13 protein-coding genes, 2 tRNA genes and 1 pseudogene are annotated in these 18,033 nt (G+C 52.8%); 10 read left to right on the forward strand and 6 right to left on the reverse strand.

All coding sequences use genetic code 11. The features are described 5' to 3' along the window. Positions 1–7: 7 nt before the first annotated feature. Positions 8–772, reverse strand: a complete 765-nt coding sequence (puuD, locus tag MUU51_RS17140; RefSeq protein WP_159775645.1) for a gamma-glutamyl-gamma-aminobutyrate hydrolase — start codon at positions 770–772, stop codon at positions 8–10. A gap of 212 nt (positions 773–984) precedes the next feature. Here puuD and MUU51_RS17145 point away from each other — a divergent pair, with 212 nt between their 5' ends. The 3 genes from MUU51_RS17145 to MUU51_RS17155 all read left to right on the forward strand — a co-directional run bounded on the left by MUU51_RS17145 (position 985) and on the right by MUU51_RS17155 (position 4,367). Continuing rightward, entirely contained in the window at positions 985–2,403 is a 1,419-nt protein-coding gene (locus MUU51_RS17145; RefSeq protein WP_159775488.1) for a glutamine synthetase family protein, read from the forward strand. A 395-nt stretch (positions 2,404–2,798) separates the two neighbouring features. Continuing rightward, positions 2,799–4,187, forward strand: coding sequence for an APC family permease (locus MUU51_RS17150; RefSeq protein ID WP_159775486.1), 1,389 nt, complete (start codon positions 2,799–2,801; stop codon positions 4,185–4,187). Between the two features lie 104 nt (positions 4,188–4,291). Then, positions 4,292–4,367: transfer RNA gene (locus MUU51_RS17155), tRNA-Asn, on the forward strand. A 50-nt stretch (positions 4,368–4,417) separates the two neighbouring features. On the opposite strand, the gene MUU51_RS17160 is transcribed toward MUU51_RS17155, so the two are convergent. Beyond that, positions 4,418–6,184 (reverse strand): aminopeptidase P family protein, encoded by a 1,767-nt coding sequence (locus MUU51_RS17160; protein ID WP_258968204.1) that lies wholly within the window; start codon positions 6,182–6,184, stop codon positions 4,418–4,420. A 17-nt stretch (positions 6,185–6,201) separates the two neighbouring features. Further along, a complete protein-coding gene (locus tag MUU51_RS17165) occupies positions 6,202–7,656 on the reverse strand; it encodes an AMP nucleosidase (RefSeq protein ID WP_159775643.1) in 1,455 nt (484 codons plus the stop codon). 229 nt (positions 7,657–7,885) lie between these two features. On the opposite strand from MUU51_RS17165, the gene MUU51_RS17170 reads away from it, so the two are divergent. The 7 genes from MUU51_RS17170 to MUU51_RS17200 all read left to right on the forward strand — a co-directional run bounded on the left by MUU51_RS17170 (position 7,886) and on the right by MUU51_RS17200 (position 15,496). Beyond that, positions 7,886–8,731 (forward strand): 5'-methylthioadenosine/S-adenosylhomocysteine nucleosidase, encoded by an 846-nt coding sequence (locus MUU51_RS17170; protein ID WP_258968255.1) that lies wholly within the window; start codon positions 7,886–7,888, stop codon positions 8,729–8,731. A 529-nt stretch (positions 8,732–9,260) separates the two neighbouring features. Next, complete coding sequence (locus tag MUU51_RS17175) at positions 9,261–10,583, forward strand: multidrug effflux MFS transporter (RefSeq protein WP_235033691.1); 1,323 nt, start codon at positions 9,261–9,263, stop codon at positions 10,581–10,583. After that, complete coding sequence (locus tag MUU51_RS17180; RefSeq protein WP_258968205.1) at positions 10,576–11,181, forward strand: hydroxymethylglutaryl-CoA lyase-like TIM-barrel protein; 606 nt, start codon at positions 10,576–10,578, stop codon at positions 11,179–11,181. Before MUU51_RS17175 ends, MUU51_RS17180 begins: the two co-directional genes overlap by 8 nt. Beyond that, a complete protein-coding gene (locus MUU51_RS17185) occupies positions 11,178–11,771 on the forward strand; it encodes a hypothetical protein (protein WP_200849717.1) in 594 nt (197 codons plus the stop codon). The genes MUU51_RS17180 and MUU51_RS17185 overlap by 4 nt, the downstream gene beginning before the upstream one ends. Beyond that, entirely contained in the window at positions 11,768–13,930 is a 2,163-nt protein-coding gene (locus tag MUU51_RS17190; protein WP_258968206.1) for an isocitrate/isopropylmalate dehydrogenase family protein, read from the forward strand. Before MUU51_RS17185 ends, MUU51_RS17190 begins: the two co-directional genes overlap by 4 nt. After that, the gene (locus tag MUU51_RS17195) at positions 13,923–14,606 is read left to right on the forward strand and encodes an RraA family protein (RefSeq protein ID WP_258968207.1); all 684 of its coding nucleotides are present in this window, start codon (positions 13,923–13,925) and stop codon (positions 14,604–14,606) included. The genes MUU51_RS17190 and MUU51_RS17195 overlap by 8 nt, the downstream gene beginning before the upstream one ends. Beyond that, positions 14,603–15,496, forward strand: a complete 894-nt coding sequence (locus MUU51_RS17200; protein ID WP_159775480.1) for a DUF6282 family protein — start codon at positions 14,603–14,605, stop codon at positions 15,494–15,496. The genes MUU51_RS17195 and MUU51_RS17200 overlap by 4 nt, the downstream gene beginning before the upstream one ends. Here MUU51_RS17200 and MUU51_RS17205 read toward each other — a convergent pair. The 3 genes and pseudogenes from MUU51_RS17205 to MUU51_RS17215 form a co-directional block, all read right to left on the reverse strand. Then, positions 15,462–16,355, reverse strand: coding sequence for a LysR family transcriptional regulator (locus MUU51_RS17205; RefSeq protein ID WP_258968208.1), 894 nt, complete (start codon positions 16,353–16,355; stop codon positions 15,462–15,464). The genes MUU51_RS17200 and MUU51_RS17205 overlap by 35 nt on opposite strands. Before the next feature lie 162 nt (positions 16,356–16,517). Next, positions 16,518–17,781, reverse strand: a pseudogene (locus MUU51_RS17210) (tyrosine-type recombinase/integrase). Positions 17,782–17,945: 164 nt separating this feature from the next. Continuing rightward, positions 17,946–18,021 (reverse strand) — tRNA-Asn (locus tag MUU51_RS17215). Positions 18,022–18,033 lie beyond the last annotated feature (12 nt).

Below are 18,033 nucleotides of genomic sequence, written 5' to 3' on the forward strand. Positions count from 1 at the left end.
GTAGGGGTCAGAGTCGCTGTTTTTCAGCGAGGTGGTTCTGACAAGCGGTGATAAAACCTTCAAGCAACAAACGCGACAGGGCGTATTCGCTGCTGTTCCATTCCGGGTGCCATTGCACACCGAGGGCGAACGGGTGATCGTGAATGCTGGCAGCTTCGACCAGGCCGTCCTGCGAGCGGGCTTCCACGCGCAGCAGCGGACCGAGTGTTTTTGCGCCTTGACCGTGTAATGAGTTCACCCAAAACGTGTTACAGCCCGGTATTAACTTCGAAAGCAATCCTCCCTCTTGAACCTGAACTTCGTGTGATGGCGCGTACTGCTGCTCCACCGGGAGTTCCGAATCTTCACGGTGTTCCAGGAACTGAGGTTGATCGCACAGGCGACGATACAGAGTCCCGCCTGTGGCGACAACAAGTTCCTGCAAACCCCGGCAGATGGCGAAAATGGGGATGCGCCTTTCAAGCCCGGCGGTGATCAACGCCATGCTCAATTCATCACGCCCAGGATCGGCGTCAGGCTCATCGCCGTTTTCACCATAGAGGTGCGGCTGCACATTGCTGGGGCTGCCAGGTAAGAAGATTCCATCAAGTTTTGGCAGAAGGGCATTCAGCAGTTCCGGCTCCGCCAGCGCATGGGGCAGGGCAATCGGCAAACCGCCGGCATTTAATACAGCATTCAGGTACTTTTCTTGCAGAGTCTGGGTCTGGTGACCCTTAAGCCTGTTCCTGCACATCACAACACCGATAACTGGCTTGTCAAATATATTGCCCATGATCACCCTCACATTCTGGACTAAATTATTGCCAAAACTATTCCATATGGCCTTTTCCGTTCAATATTTTCTCAATCTAGCAGTGAGATAACCTCTTTGCAAACTCAACTTAACATTTGACAAACATTTTAGTTAGCGCCATTGTCGATGGGTGGACATTATATTTAACGGTTGAAGTCAGTGACCGGCATCCAAAGCAACGGCGGTGAATCATGGAAACTAATATCGTAGAAGTTGAGAATTTTGTTCAGCATTCCGAAGAGAGACGAAGTAGCGCGTTTGCACGCGAAGTAAAGACCTTCCTCGAGCGTTACCCTAATACCCAATATGTTGATGTCCTGTTGACCGACCTGAACGGTTGCTTCCGTGGCAAACGTATTCCGGTTTCCAGCCTGCGCAAGATTGAGAAAGGCTGCTATTTCCCGGCGTCCGTGTTTGCGATGGATATCCTCGGCAACGTCGTAGAAGAAGCGGGCCTGGGACAAGAGCTGGGCGAGCCGGATCGCAGTTGTGTACCGGTGCTGGGTACCTTAACCCCGTCAGCGGCTGACCCGGAATTTATTGGCCAAATGATGCTGACCATGCTGGATGAAGATGGCGCTCCCTTTGACGTTGAGCCGCGGAACGTGCTGAATCGACTCTGGCAGCAGCTGCGCCAGCGCGGTCTGTTCCCCGTGGTAGCGGTAGAGCTGGAGTTCTATTTACTTGACCGTCAGCGCGATAACGAAGGTTTCCTACAGCCGCCCTGCGCGCCGGGCACCGATGACCGCAATACCCAAAGCCAGGTTTACTCCGTTGATAACCTTAACCACTTCGCGGACGTGCTGACCGATATCGACGATTTAGCGCGTTTACAGCTGATCCCGGCGGATGGCGCGGTAGCCGAAGCGTCACCGGGCCAGTTTGAAATCAACCTTCACCACACCGATAACGTGCTTGATGCCTGCGACGATGCGCTGGCGCTGAAACGTCTGGTGCGTACGGTGGCAGAAAAACACAAAATGCACGCCACCTTTATGGCGAAGCCGTATGAAGACTATGCCGGTAGCGGGATGCACATTCATATCAGCATGCTGAACAGCAAAGGCGAAAACGTGCTGGCGGATGCCGATGGCGAAGATTCGAGCATCCTCAAGCGTTCGCTTGCAGGAATGATAGATTTGATGCCTGCATCTATGGCACTGTTAGCGCCGAACGTTAACTCCTACCGTCGTTTCCAGCCGGGTATGTACGTGCCAACGCAGGCTTCCTGGGGGCACAACAACCGTACCGTTGCGCTGCGCATCCCGTGTGGCGATCGTGACAATCACCGTGTCGAATACCGCGTAGCGGGTGCTGATGCCAACCCATATCTGGTGATGGCGTCAATCCTCGCGGGTATTTTGCACGGACTGAACAACGATCTGCCGCTACAGGAAGAAGTCGAAGGCAATGGTCTGGAGCAGGAAGGTCTGCCGTTCCCGATTCGCCAGAGCGATGCGCTGTGGGAATTCATGCAAAACGACAGCCTGCGTGAACTGATGGGTGAGCGCTTCAGCCATGTGTTCCACGCCTGTAAGAACGACGAGTTGATTCAGTTTGAGCGTCTGATCACAGAAACTGAAATTGAGTGGATGCTGAAAAACGCCTGACCGTGCGTTTCCTGGGCTGTAGGCCCGGTAAGCGTAGCGCCACCGGGCGTCATACCAGGCAGCAAAATAATAAGTAGCATCATACGGTCTGAGCGGAGCCAGACCGGACGTTTTGCAGGGCAACCTGCCATTTCCCGGCGTCGCGTAAAGGAGCGCAGGCGGCAACGGGTCTTCAGTTAATCGACAAATTGTATGACGAGGAAATGAGATGATGCAGATGTTTAAATACTCGCACGGCGAAGGTGAACGCCGTTGCCGCATTGACTACGACGGACCGGTTTCCGGTTATTGCCCGACGTTTTCTCCTTTATTGACACGACTCACCCCCAGGCTAAGCAGGTTTGCAACAACGACGACATTATCGCAAACCTGGACGCGCATGGGGGGGCTTCGACATGGCGACTAATTCCTCTGTCGAACTCACGTCGCAGGCGGGTAAACCGCAGCTACGCAAATCTTTAAAACTCTGGCAGGTGGTGGTGATGGGTCTGGCCTATCTCACCCCGATGTCGGTGTTTGATACTTTCGGTATTGTTTCCGGCATCAGCAACGGGCACGTACCGGCGTCGTATTTGTTGGCGCTGGCGGGCGTGTTGTTTACTGCGATAAGCTACGGCAAACTGGTTCGCCAGTTTCCGCAGGCGGGTTCCGCTTATACCTACGCGCAAAAATCCATTAGCCCGCACGTCGGCTTTATGGTCGGCTGGTCATCGCTACTGGATTATCTGTTCCTGCCGATGATTAACGTCCTGTTGGCGAAAATCTATCTCTCTGCGCTGTTCCCTGACGTCGCGCCGTGGATTTGGGTCGTCGGCTTTGTGGCAATTCTCACCGCCGCCAACCTGAAAAGCGTCAATCTGGTGGCGAACTTCAATACCTTGTTCGTGCTGGTGCAGATTTGCATCATGGTGGTGTTCATCATCCTGGTGGTGCAAGGGTTGCATAAAGGAGAGGGCGTCGGCACGGTCTGGTCGCTGCAACCGTTTGTCAGCCAGAACGCACACCTGATCCCGATTATTACGGGGGCGACGATAGTCTGCTTCTCATTCCTCGGTTTTGATGCAGTGACCACGCTGTCTGAAGAAACGCCGGATGCGGCAAAAACAATCCCGAAAGCGATTTTCCTGACGGCGGTTTACGGCGGGATAATCTTTATTGTGGCGTCGTTCTTCATGCAGCTGTTCTTCCCGGATATCAGCCGCTTCAAGAACCCGGATGCCGCACTGCCGGAGATTGCGCTGTACGTTGGCGGCAAGCTGTTCCAGTCGATATTCCTCTGCACCACGTTTGTGAACACGCTGGCGTCTGGTCTGGCATCACATGCGAGCGTGTCGCGCCTGCTGTATGTTATGGGGCGTGATAATGTGTTCCCGGAAAAATACTTCGGTTACGTGCATCCGAAATGGCGCACTCCAGCGCTGAACGTGTTGATGGTCGGTGTGGTTTCGCTGTCGGCGCTGTTCTTCGATCTGGTGACCGCGACGGCGTTGATTAATTTCGGTGCGCTGGTGGCGTTTACCTTCGTAAACCTGTCGGTGTTCAACCATTTCTGGCGTCGTGAAGGGCGTAACAAAACCTGGAAAGACAAGGTGAACTACCTGATCCTGCCGCTGATTGGTGCCGCTACCGTCGCCGTGCTGTGGATAAACCTGGAGGCGACGTCCTTAACGCTGGGACTGGTGTGGGCAGGCGTCGGTTTACTGTATCTGGCGTACCTGACCGGACGCTTCCGCAAGCCACCACCGCAGTTTGATGCAGCAAAAGCGGAGCGGGCCTGGGAGTGATTTTTACCCAGTCTGTGGAAGAAATCGGCAAACGATTAAAATTGTGAAAAACAGCCTTTGACAAGGCGCGGGCGCATCGATAATATGCGCCCCGTTCACACGATTCCTCTGTAGTTCAGTCGGTAGAACGGCGGACTGTTAATCCGTATGTCACTGGTTCGAGTCCAGTCAGAGGAGCCATATTTAAGAAGCCCGCTTAAGGAAACTTAAGCGGGCTTTTTGCTTTTGCCTTAACTCACCAGCACCCGAACCGGGGCCGTTGCGGCGAACAACCACGGACGGGCATCGCTGTCGACGCGTGGAGAAAGGACTTCACGCACCTGTTGGTGGTAATCGTCCAGCCACTGTTTTTCCTGATCGGTGAGCTGATTGAGTTCGACCTGGCTCAGATCGATGGGGATCATTGTCAATGAGGCGAAACGGCAGAAGCCTGGCAGTGAATCGACAACTTCAACCTGATTTTCAATGCGGATCCCGTATTCACCTTCCAGATAATACCCCGGCTCGATGGTCATGATGTTGCCCGCTGTCAGCGGCCACAGGTTGACCTTTTTCGCAATACGATGCGGGGCTTCGTGGATCAGTAACTGATGCCCAACGCCGTGCCCGGTACCGTGATCGAAATCAATCCCCAATTCCCACAGATGACGACGTGCAAACGCATCGATCTGATGCCCAAAGCTGCCCGCAGGGAACTGCAAAGTAATTAACGATAAAAAACCTTTCAGTACCGCGGTGTAGTGTAATTTACGCTGCGGATCTAACGGGCCAAATGCCAGGGTTCGTGTGGCATCGGTGGTGCCGTTATGGTACTGACCGCCAGAATCGTTCAGATAGAAGCTGTCGGCAGTGATCGCGGTGTTGGTGGCTTCGCTGGAGTGGTAATGACACATCGCGGCGTTTGCCCCCGCGGCAGAAATCGTGTCAAAACTCGACTCGATAAAGTTTTCCTGCTGCTCGCGGAAGGTGAGCTGTTTGGCCTGCGCTTCCAGCTCGGTTAACGGTTTGCCCGCTGCGAGACGCGCCGGAACTTCGTGCGCTAGCCAGGCGAGAAAATTCACCCACGCGGCACCGTCTTTTTGGTGGCTGTCGCGATAGCCTTCCAGCTCGACACTGTTCTTGGTCGCTTTAATCAGCGTGATCGGGTCGGCGGCCCAGCGCACCTCTCCGCCGTGCTGTTCTACGGCAAAACGCAGCGCAACCGGCGCACTGTCGGCATCAAGCTGAATACGCTTCCCGTCAGCAATCTGCTGGCAGCGTGGCACCAGTTGGTCCATTGGTGACAGCGTCAGGCCGGAGAGCAGAGTCTGTGGTAAACCGGACGCTTTTCCGGCATCGACAAACCATTCCACATCCCGGTTGCGGCTTAATAAAAGGAAGGACAGTGGCACCGGGCTGGTGGCGATATCGGATCCACGCACATTCAGCAGCCAGGCGATATTGTCCGGTTGGGTCACGGCGAGATAATCCGCGTCGTGAGTATCCAGAATCGCAGCGATACGCGCGCGCTTATCGTCGCTGCTTTCGCCCGCTACGCTTAACGGCATTTCGCGGATGGCACCATTTGGCGTAGCGGGGCGGTCATGCCAGAGGGTGGCGAACGGATCGTCGGCCAGCGGCACGAGTTTGCACCCGGTGGCGCTCAGGGCGTCAAACTGACCGTTCACCATCAGCATCGGATCAAATCCAATGCGGCTTCCGGCAGGCAGATGCGTCTCCAGCGGTTCATTATGCAGGTGATGGATTTCCCAGACCTGCAAATCGACTTCATTGCGGACCTGGACCTGATATCGGCCATCTACCAGAATCAGCGCGCGGTCCTGTAGCACCAGCGCCATGCCCGCAGAGCCGGTAAATCCGGTCAGCCACGCCAGTTTGTCATCATGCGGCGCCGCGTATTCGCTCTGCCACGCATCGGCACGCGGCACAATCATGCCATCCAGCGCTTGCGTGCGAAGGTAAGTGCGCAAGGCAGAAAGAGGTGATGTCGGTTGCATTGTCATTATCCTGATATTTAACGGAACGGCGGTTCGTTGAAGGTGCGCAGCTTACGCGAATGCAGTTTGTCGCCTTCCGCGCGGAGCAGATCGATGGCGCGAATGCCTATCTGCAGATGCTCGGAAATGGCCCCTTCATAGAAGCGGTTCGCCTGGCCCGGCAGTTTAATCTCGCCGTGCAGCGGTTTGTCCGACACGCACAGCAGCGTGCCGTAGGGCACCCGGAAGCGGTAACCCTGCGCGGCGATGGTGGCGCTTTCCATATCGATGGCAACCGCGCGGCTGAGGTTAAAACGCAGCGCGGAGGCGGAGTAGCGCAGCTCCCAGTTGCGGTCATCGGTGGTGACGACGGTGCCGGTGCGCAGACGGTGTTTAACTTCTTCGCCGGGCATGCCGCTGACCTGCTTGGTGGCGTCATACAGCGCGCGCTGCACTTCGGCGATGCTCGGAATCGGAATGTCCGGCGGCAGAACGGCATCGAGAACGTGGTCGTCACGCAGATATGCGTGGGCCAGTACGTAATCGCCAATGGTCTGACTCTCACGCAGGCCGCCGCAGTGGCCAATCATCAGCCACACGTCCGGGCGCAGTACCGCCAGATGGTCACAGATGTTTTTGGCGTTTGCCGGGCCAACACCGATGTTAATCAGCGTAATGCCCTGACCGTCTTTGGTAATCAGGTGCCAGGCGGGCATCTGGTGCTTTTTCCACGCCAGATCGGACACGGCGGTTTCCGGCGCTTCGGTATCGGCGGTGATCCACACGCCGCCGGCGCAGGAAAGGGCGACATACGGGCTGTCCGGGTCGAGAATTTGGCTGCATCCCCAGCGGACAAATTCATCCACATAGCGGGTGTAGTTGGTGAACAGCACGAACGGCTGGAAATGTTCGACCGGCGTGCCGGTGTAGTGGCGCAGTCGGGCGAGTGAGAAATCCACACGGCGGGCATCGAAATGCGACAGCGGGTATTGTTCGGTTGGATGGAACAGACCATCTGCGGTTTCATCGCCAATCTGCGCCAGGTCGGTAGTCGGGAAGTGGCGAGTCAGGCCCGCACTCATCGAGCGATCCAGCGTCAGCGTGGAGCCATCAATCACGTAAGGATAGGGAATTTCATGCTGCGACAGCTCAACAGTGATATGTGCGCCGTAATCCTGATACAGCGAGGTCAGCTGTTCCTGCAGATAATGTCTGAATAGCGTGGGCTGGGTGATGGTTGTGGTGTAACAACCGGCGTGAGTAAAACGGCCCCAGGCTCGGGTTTTCAGCGCATTGTGCGCTTCGCCATCCCAGGAAACGGACAGCGCGGGGTAAACGAATAGCCCTTTCGCACGCTGTTCATTGTCAGGCAGAACGTTATCGTTAATAAAGCGGCCAATGGCTTCACGCAACGCAGTTACCGATTGGTTGTAGAGCGCATCGAGTTGTTCCAGCGCTTGTTCCGGGGTCAGACCGGCACCCTTATTATTCATCATTCGCTCCTTCATTCAGCTCTGCGGTGTTACCCGATAGTATGTCACAGGAATGTGAAACAAAAGCCAGCGGAAAAAACTGAAGAATAAGGGCATTCTAAAAAACAATATCGTTGCCCCCTGGGATATCAAACTGCCATAACGAACCCGTAGTGACGCAGAAAAATATTTCTTAACGGTTTGATTTTAGTTAAGGTAATCGTTTGCTTTTAATAGGGAAGTGGTGATGATGAATAATAAGACAATCGCGATGTCCGTGGCAGCGTGCTGCATGGTAGTCTCTTCGTTAAGTTTGGCTCAGCAGCGTGTCACAGGGCCGATTGTGATTCAGGGGGCTATGCCCGTTGAAGCAGAGCGTTTCGCCCAACGGCTTGACAATCCACAAGAGCTTGATATTGGTGGTTGGCGCTTCTGGCGCGGTACGGTTGATGGTTATCCGGTCGTGGTTTCCGAGACCCTGAAAGGGATGTCTAATGCCTCTGCAGCCACGGCAATTGCTGCGACGCAGTTTCACCCGGTGGCTATCATTAACCAGGGTACCGCTGGTGGGCACGATCCGGCACTGAAGGTGTATGACATTGTATTAGGAAAATATTCCGTCAATCTCGGGGCGTTTAAATCACCGCATAAGCAGCCGGGTGAGGGAAGCGATTCACTCCAATGGAAACCGATGGATCTATTGGCCTCGAAGGGGAGTGCAGGTGAGGATAAAACCCCGCATACGATCCGTAAATTCCCGGCAGACGCACAGCTTCTCTCCGTGGCGGAAAGCGTGAAAGAGAGCTACAAGAAGGGGAACGTCGTGGAAGGGGTTATCGGGTCAGCCGATATGTGGAACAGCGAACTGGACCGCATCCATGCATTCCACAGCAACTATCAGACTTCCGTCGAAGAGATGGAGACCGCCTCCGCGGCGCAGATTTCCGCGGCCTTTAATATTCCGTTTGTGGGGATCCGGATCCTGTCGAACAATATTACCAATCAGGGAGCCTATGACCCGCAAACAGGGCTGGCCTGTCAGGATTATGTTTATCAGGTGGTCAAGGCGTATATCGCCAAAACGAAGACACGCTGAGTTAAGCGGCTTCCACACCATCAAAGGCGCTTTCGGGCGCCTTTTGCTTTTGAAGACCGTAGACAGCAACCGACCGATAGCCAAAAAGCAAAAAGCCCGTTCAGTTTGTAAATAGACCCATTTTAGTTCCATGCATTTTTTGAGATCCCGGCCAGATAATGTTGTTGGCCAAGTTCCTGGGTCGGGTCATTAAAGCTATTGCTATCAACATGAATGTACCTTTTACGATAAATATTATGAATGGAAATGTTGACCATGATAGTTTACGCCAAGGCGATACCATCCAGACTATATTTATTAATCTATTCTGCCTGCCCATAAACAGGACATTTTACGTCACCTTAGTTATCAGAACTCCTCCTATAAAACGTTTAACCAGCCTGATAACCTTCTAATTGAAAACGTGCCATAAACAATGAAACTGCATGACAAAGTTACGGGGCAATATCTGACTAAACATAATTATCAATGAGTTGGAGCTATTATCATAAAAATTTATATATTTACTTAGCCAGGATACAACTGAAGATTGTTTGTTTACTTATATGCAACAGTCTGTTTGATTATTTTCCATATTCATTTCGATCGCTTTTCGCTAGATTTAAGTTACTCAAGAATTATTGTTGAAATGATGATGAATAAAAAAATTCAGATATCTCTCATGGTGTTAGTTACATGCCTCTCTGTTGGTGGGTTGATTTCCACCGACATATTTTTACCCGCGCTTGGTGAAATGCGATTGTTTTATAAAGTGACTGAAGCGCAAATACAGGACGCAATTGCGGTATTTTTATTTGGTGTGGCATTTTCGCAACTTATCTATGGCCCATTGAGTGATAGCCTTGGGAGGAAAAAAACATTAATCGGAGGGTTACTGATATGGCTGATTTCCACTGTCAGTGTGATTTATACGACGCACATTAATGAATTGCTGGGTTTAAGATTATTGCAGGGGATCGGCTCATGCGCTGGTATTACCATCAGTCGGGCGATCATTAACGATATGATGGATAAAAAATCATCTGCGCAGCTCTACCTAGTCATCTTTCCGTTTGTGGGGATGTCACCTGCGATTGCGCCGATGATCGGCGGGATTTTGACTCAGCATTTCGGCTGGCGGGCATGTTTTATCTTTTTAACCCTCTTTATCCTGGCCACGCTGGTTCTCTGCTTTACGGCACTCCGTGAGACATTGCCGGTAGAAAAAAGACAAAAACTAAGTGTACTGACAGCAACAAAAAATACCGTTGATGTCGTGCGAAACCCAACCTTTCTTTTTTATGCTGCCATTCCCTGTTTTGCCTATGCAGCTTATTTTGCCTATATCGTCGAGTCGCCGTTTATGCTTGCGAAACTGGGGCTTTCCCCAGCCTATGTGGGCTATACATATATTCTGCTCTCCGCCAGTTATGTCTCCGGAAATTTGACGGCCAAAAGGCGTTCAAGGCGCGAGGGTATTGAAGATACGATCCGTCAGGGATACCGCATTTTTGTGCTGGGGGGGATTATTTTTGCCTTGCAGATGTATGTGAGTCCATTTCCCCTGCCGACGACGATTATCGCTATTTCCATTCTGACCTTTGGCAACGGCTTTTTGCTGCCGTTGGGGACGGCATCAGCCATTGCCGCCCATCCGCAGGCCTCCGGGACGGCATCTGGTGTGATGGGAGCACTGCAACTCGGGAGTGCTGCCATCGCCACTTTTTTAATTGGCAAACTGTCCGCCCATGCACCAGGAATGACCGCCCTGATCATCGCATGTGTGTGTGTATTCGGTTTTCTCATTTATGTGTTGGGTCAATCTTCATTTATGCAATTTGTCTCTAACAAGGAGAGTAAGATCAATGATTAATAATATCGATGTCACATTACGGGATGGTGGTTATCAGAATGGTTTTCACTTTCCGACAGACTACGCGATTAAACATGTTCAGGCGCTAGTGGAAAGCGGCGTTGAGTGGATTGAAATAGGTTATCGGAACGGGTCTTTTAAGCCGATTCCTGATATTGGTATTACGGGGGTGTCACCCGATGAATATATTCAGGAGATCCACAATGCTGTGCCGGATGCTAAATTAGTGGTGATTGCCCATCCGCATAATATTAATCACGATGATGTGGTTCGTATGAAAATGCACGGTGTGAGTCTGCTCAGGATCTGTATTAAAACAGATAATCCACAACCGGCATTGGCATTATGCGAATTTGCCAAAATGAGTGGGTTACGTGTGAGTATGAATTTTACCCGTGCCAGCCAAATTAATATCAATACGCTTATTGATGTGGCTGCACAATGCGAAAAAGCCGGGGCCGATATTATCTGTATCGCCGATTCAAATGGTAGCTTACGCCCGGAACAGACATCGCGGCTGATCAACGTCCTTAAATGCACCACGCGTGTGGACGTGGGTTTTCACGCGCATGACAACCCACCGTTTTTGATACGTTGACCCTGATTCAGGATGCCTCGCCAGAGAGGGCGGTTGAGGCACTCTGCCAGGCACTGAATGCCCGGTTCCAGTCTCCCTATCTGCTGGTGGGGTTCGCCATGGCGGGCACGTTAGTCCAGCTGTTGGCTCCGCACCTGCACGGCCTCAGTGGTGTGATATCTGTCAGTGCGCCGGGTTTTGCGGATGAACAACTCAACAAGCGTCTGGGCGAGCTTGTTTCGCTGCTGGAGAAGGGCGAGGTTGAGCATGCGGTGGACGTTCTGCATCAATTCGTTGTCCCTGAAGGGCAAGCCGCCCAGGAGGGGCGTTTCACGTTGCCTGACGCGGCGAAAGCATCTGCCATTCAGCGGATGTTGACCGGATTTGCCTTGCTACTGAACATGGACGCTCGCGCTGCGATTGCTCGCTATAACGGGAAATACCTTGCCATCGTGGGGGATAAATCACAGCTGGCGTCCTGGGAAAACCAAACCCATAGCACTCAACCGACACACCTCTACAGGCGCATCCCGAAAGCGGGTATGCGCCCATGGAATGACAATCCCGCAGCGATGAATGCCTTACTTAATGAATGGGTCGACACACTATGAAAAAAAATGTGCTGGTTTTACCGGGTGATGGAATTGGTCTGGAGGTTTGCGAGGCTGCGCTACCTGTTATCAGTGCTATGGATCTTCCCATTACGCTCACTTTTGGCGAGATTGGCTGGGCATGCTGGACGCGGGAGGGAAACCCCGTACCAGATCAAACCTGGGAAAAAATCGCCGGGGCAGATGCGGTGCTGCTTGGTGCAATAACCAGTAAAGGTAAAGCGCAGGCGCAGCAGGCTTTACCTCTGCCTCTCCAGCTGAAAGGTATCGAGTATGTTTCGCCGGTGATCCAACTCCGCCAGAAACTGGGGTTGTTCGCCAATACCCGCCCGGTGAAATATGTCGCAGGCGATCGACGTCCTTTTCGCTGCTGCGTGATTCGGGAAAATACCGAAGGTTTGTACGCCGGGATGGATTTTAAAGGGGTTAGACCGGCGGTTTCCGACTGGCTGAAGCATCCTAATCTGAACAAGTATGGCCTGGAAGAGGCTGCCTGGACGGTTCGTCTGCAAACCCGGTATGGGCTGGAGCGCCTGTTTCAGACGGCCTTTGAGTATGCCCGCAAGCACCACTTTACCCGCGTCACATTTGCCGATAAACCCAATGTGATGCGCGAGAGTGGTCACTTTGCGGGGAACATATTCCATGAGGTGGCTGCGCATTTTCCTGAGATCACGGCAGATATCCATAATGTCGATGCTATTGCCCTCTGGCTGGTGCGTAAGCCCCATGAGTTCGGCGTGATTGTCGCAGAAAATATGTTTGGGGATATTTTGTCCGACTTAGCCGCAGGGGTGATGGGCGGTTTAGGCCTTGCACCAAGCGCCAATATTGGCAGCCATGTTGCCTACTTTGAGCCGGTACATGGCAGCGCGCCAGGGATGGCAGGACAGGGGAAAGCCAACCCGTGTGCCATGTTTTACACCATTGCACTGATGCTGGAGTATCTGGGCTTTGAGTTACAAGCCGAAAAACTTCAACACGCGGTTGACCGGGTGGTCCGGGACGGGAAAGTGGCTACCTACGATTTGGGAGGGACGGCATCCACACAGGAAATGGCGCAGGCCATCATCCGGGAGCTGCTTCACCCGACGCTCGGGAAAACGGCCAGCGTGATCACCATCGGTGATGAACTGTTGTCCGGGCAATACCCGAACAGCAATCAGTTGCACATCAGCCAGCGGCTTGAGGCGGCGCAGCATCAGGTGAGATTTCAGGCGTCCTGCGCGGACAATATTGCCCAGATAAGCGCCCTGATCACCTCGCGTATAGGGCAGGACGATCTCATTGTCATTTGCGGCGGACTTGGCCCCACCTCCGACGATAAAACCCGCGAGGCGGTGGCACAGTCTCTCGGCAGGCCCTTGATTTATGATGAGGATGTCTGGGCCACTATTCAGGCGCAGCTCAGGGCGTTCGGGGTGAAAAACGATCCGTCTAACCGTCAACAGGCCAGATTTCCAGACGGCGCTAGCGTTCTGGATAATCCGTCCGGTACTGCCCCCGGTTTTTACACCAGTATAGCCAGTAGCCTGGTGGTTGTTCTGCCTGGCCCTCCTTCTCAAGCGTTGCCCATGCTTGATGACTTGTTATCAGGCCGCGAGCATAGCGAACCGGTAAAGGCTACATCCTCCTGGACGCTTATTGGTATAAGCGAAAGCGAAGTAGGTTCAATTGTGAGCGCCTTAGTCTCTTCGACGGCGTGGGATGTGCATTTTTTATGGAAAAGTCCCTATGTCATTGTGCAAATAGAAACGCCGGAGCACAGCCCGTTACCACTTCCGGTGTGGCAAAGTCTGGATCGGGCATTACGTCCGTATCTGGTGAGTAAACGTAACAAAAAGGCGAGTGAGATATTGCAGGACACCTGCAACGTCCGCTGGCAGACGGCCGATGTGGAGCTGTCATCTTATTTGCCAGTGGCCAGAAAAAAGGCGGGAGGTGAGCCAGTGCTTTGCATCGACGTCGCGGTTAACCCCTCTCTGGTCGACGTACTGGAGAGTGAAACATGGTTGGGGCAAATGACGATGTCGGTTCGCCATCAGGATGGCAAGAAACATAAGATGACCTTTCCCCTGAATAAAGCCCTTCTGGCGCAAACCCTGCCTGAGTATGCGGCCTGGTGCGTACTGAAAACCCTGACAATGCAAAATGGATGAGACGATCATGACAACCCAAAAAACGATTAAAGAGCGCCTGTTGGCCCTGGACACGGCAGCTGTCTCTGATGCGCTGGACAGCCTGTACATTTCGGGGGGGCTGTTGGGGATTAAGCCGCAGGTCAGCGGAAAGAAAATCGCGGGGCCGGCTTTTACCGTTCAATATGAAGCCTGTACACCGGAAAAAAATCGCTTCATGAATGCCGGTAACTATATTGATCAGGTTCCGGCCAGAGCCGTTATTGTGGTGGACAACGGTGGGCGTCTGGACTGCACGAGCTGGGGGAATATTCTCACCACTAAAGCGGTGCAAAAGAAGATCGCCGGGTCTGTCATCTATGGTTCAGCCCGTGATATTACCGATATTCGCCAGATGGATTACCCCCTGTTCTCCTGCAATATCTATATGGTTTCTGGGAAAAACCGGGCGCGGGTAAAAGCGGTGCAGTGCACGCTTGATATCCACGGTGTGACAGTCTGCCCTGGCGACTGGGTGTTTGGCGACGACAATGGTGTGCTGGTGATACCCGGCGAACACCTGGAAGAGGTGATCCGGCGTGCGGAAAATGTCGAAAATACCGAGCGGCAGATCCTCAGTGCCATTGATGCCGGCACACCGCTGGACGTTGCCCGTCAGCAACTGGGCTATGATGTTCCCTGGGAAAATAACGTATGACCCGTCAATTTTTCGCGTACTGGGCATCCCGGCTGCAGTTTCTGGACGTGCATTATCACGCGCGTCCGGATAGCTACCATCGGCGCTACTCGGCATTTGAAACCGGGCAGCAGTATGCCCGGTATCAGGGCGGGGTCGTGTTGAAGAACCACCTGGGGAGCGTGAGTGCGCTGGCGGCAGCCATGCAGGAGATGTCTCTGCCTGTGTTTGGCTCGGTGGTGCTCAATGCGGCTGCGGGAGGAGTGAACCTTAATACGGTACGCCAGGCGCTGAGCCAGTATCAGTTTGAGGGCGCTCCCCGGTTGCTGGTACATTTGCCCACGGTGGTTTCCACCACACACAAGAGCACACTTTCAAGAACCTTCAGTAACAAATATGCCCGCTATTTTGCCGGACAACCGCTCTCTGTGACCGATGAATACGGTAAGTTACGCCCTGATGTTGAGGCACTAATCCATTTCGCACGACATCATGACATTGTGCTTTCTTCTGGGCATACCTCAAAAGATCAAACGCTGCGCCTTATTGAAGCCGTGGAGCGTGTTGGCGGCGTCCGGTTGATGTTGAACCAACCGGCAAACCCGATCACGGAGTTTTCGGCGGCAGAACTCTGCGCGCTGGGAGAACACGACTGGCTCTATGTCGAGCAGTGCGCGCTGACGCTGTATCTGGGCTACCAGACTCCGCAGGACATGTATGATGTTCTGACGCAGGTGAACAACGTGGTTTACAGCTCTGATCTGGGTCAGCCCGCTCAGCCGGATATTGGTGAATGGCTGGAAGACAGCCGACGCTGGTTCCAGACCGGCGGACTCAGTGCGGAGCGAATTGATGCTGTGACCCGGTTAAATCCGCTCAGGATGCTGGATCCGGAGCGGTCGCCAGATTGAGGGGACGAATAAAATCAATGAATGCCTGCTCTTTGGGGGACGGGCGCGGATTGATATGCACCACATACATTGGCAATGGCGGAGGCATAAATTCTTCCAGCACGGTAATAATTTCGCCTGACTCAATACCGGCTTTGATGGTGAAATCAGGGAGGTAACAAATCCCAAGCCCTTGATGGACCATGTTACAGAGGTCAAGGCTGTTGCTGACCCTGGAGATGTAATGAGGCCGAATTTCTGTACATTCGTTATCAATCATAAATTTCCAGGAGCGTCGGTGATTATCAAAGTGCAGCAGACAGGTATGCTTGTGCAGCTCGTCGGGATGTGACGGCATACCGTGCTGCTGCGTATAGCCGCGCGAGAGGCAGGTATGTTTACGCCAGTAACCAATGAGCGAGTAGTACAGGTTGCTGTCCGGGAGGGGGCCACACTGTAGCGCTAGATCAAAACCGTGGCTGAACAGTTCCATGCTGTGGTTTCCGGTGACAATATCCAGCTTAAGGTCAGGGTAGCGTTCAAGGAATGCTTTCAGACACGGGATTACATGCAGATGACTTATGGAATGGGGGATCCCAACCTTGAGGTTGCCGCTAACCACATTACTGAGACTTTTCACGTCCCTGAGGCAGGATTCATACTCATCAATAATCAGCAGACAGCGCTGATAAAACTGTTCACCGGCGGCCGTAAGGGATATGCGACGCGAATTACGCTTGATAAGTTGTGTATTGACTTCAAACTCCAGCTTCTCAATTCTGCGGCTTACCATTGCCGGTGAGAGTTTCATGGCAATCGCGGCGGCCCGGAATCCCTGACATTCCACCACCATCCTGAATGCTTTCATATTTTCCAGCATCGTGTCCTCCTGACATACTCAACATATCTATTCTTGCACTATTCCTTTCATCGGGGGAGTTTAGATATTGTAAGCAAGTCTAAACCTCTCGCTCACCACTATGTTATAAAATGTAGTTTTAGTAGCCATCAGGGATAGGTAGTGCGAGTGGGAATTTTCCCGCTACGATATTTTCTTCAGATTCCCGGCAATCTGATAAGGTGACACATACAGCTCAGTATTTGTATCAAGATAATCCGCCCACCACTGCATCATAGCGATCCGCTCCTCCAGATATTCAGCTTTATGGATATAGGCGGCGCGAACGCTGTTTCTTTCCTGATGGCTCATCTGTTTTTCAATCGCTTCTTTGCTCCACAGTCCCGACTCACTCAGTGCGCTGCATGCCATGGTCCGGAAGCCGTGGCCGCAGATCTCTTTTCGGGTGTCGTAGCCCATCACACACAATGCCTTGTTGATGGTGTTGTCGCTCATGCACTTGTCCTGGTCGTATTCGCCGGGGAAGATAAATGCCAGATGCCCGGAGAGCGCTTCAGTCTGTTTCAGGATCGCCATTTCCTGATCGGACAGCGGGACGATGTGCTGCGTTTTCATCTTTGTGCCACTGTGAGAGAAACGCACGTTTTCAATCTGCTCCCGTTCTTCCGGGATTATCCAGAGCTTCTGTTGCCAGTCGATTTCACTCCAGCGGGCAAAGCGCAGTTCGCTGGATCGCACGAAAAAGAGTAGCGACAGCTTAAGCGCGTACTGTGTCAGCAGTCTGCCGGAGTAGGTGTCAATCCGCGATAACAGTTCAGGTAGTTTCTCAAGCGGCAGGGCTGGGTAATGCTGTGTTTCCGGCGGCGTAAATTCACCGTCCAGATCCAAAGCGGGGTTTGATTTGATTAACTGCTTTTTCACCGCATAGCGCATGATTTCCGTGACGTAGTTTTTCAGCCGTGCGGCTTTCTCCAGAAAGCCTCTGTTCTCCACTTTACGCAGAGTAAACAGCAGATCCTCCGTGGCAATTTGATCGATATATCTGTCCCCGATATCCGGTAAAATATACATTTCCAGCCTGCGCCGGATGGTCGTTGCATAATGTTCAGACCAGCGCCGGTGATCGGCATGCCAGTTCATGGCGATCTGGCGGAATGTCTGTCCATTTTTCTTTTTCTGCTGTGCGATTTTTTTGTCAACGGCGGGATCGACCCCTTCACGCATTTTACTGCGTGCCGCATCACGGAGCAGGCGCGCCGTAAGCAGGGAAACATCCGGGTATGGGCCAAAGGCCAGCTTCTTCTCTTTCCCGTCAATACGGTACTTCATGTACCAGAGTTTTGAGCCGTTGGGTTTGATCAAGCAGGTACAGTCCGGCACTGTCGCCGAGTTTGAAGGGTTTGTCTGTGGGTCTGAGCTTGCGGATAGCGGTATCAGTGAGTGCCATAGCGGGGGGCTCCATTCGTTCAACGAACCGTGAGGCCCCCGATTAAGCCCCCAAAACTACAGATGTCAAAAAACCCGGCAATCCTTACCAGGACAACCGGGTCAATCTAAGTGCTTGTTTTTATAACGCATTAAGACTCACTGAGATGTCTTAATACTAAAATCTGGCTCCTCTGACTGGACTCGAACCAGTGACATACGGATTAACAGTCCGCCGTTCTACCGACTGAACTACAGAGGAATCGTGTGAACG

Source organism: Scandinavium manionii, from assembly GCF_024764775.1.
In the GTDB taxonomy this organism is placed as follows: Bacteria; Pseudomonadota; Gammaproteobacteria; order Enterobacterales; family Enterobacteriaceae; genus Scandinavium; species Scandinavium manionii.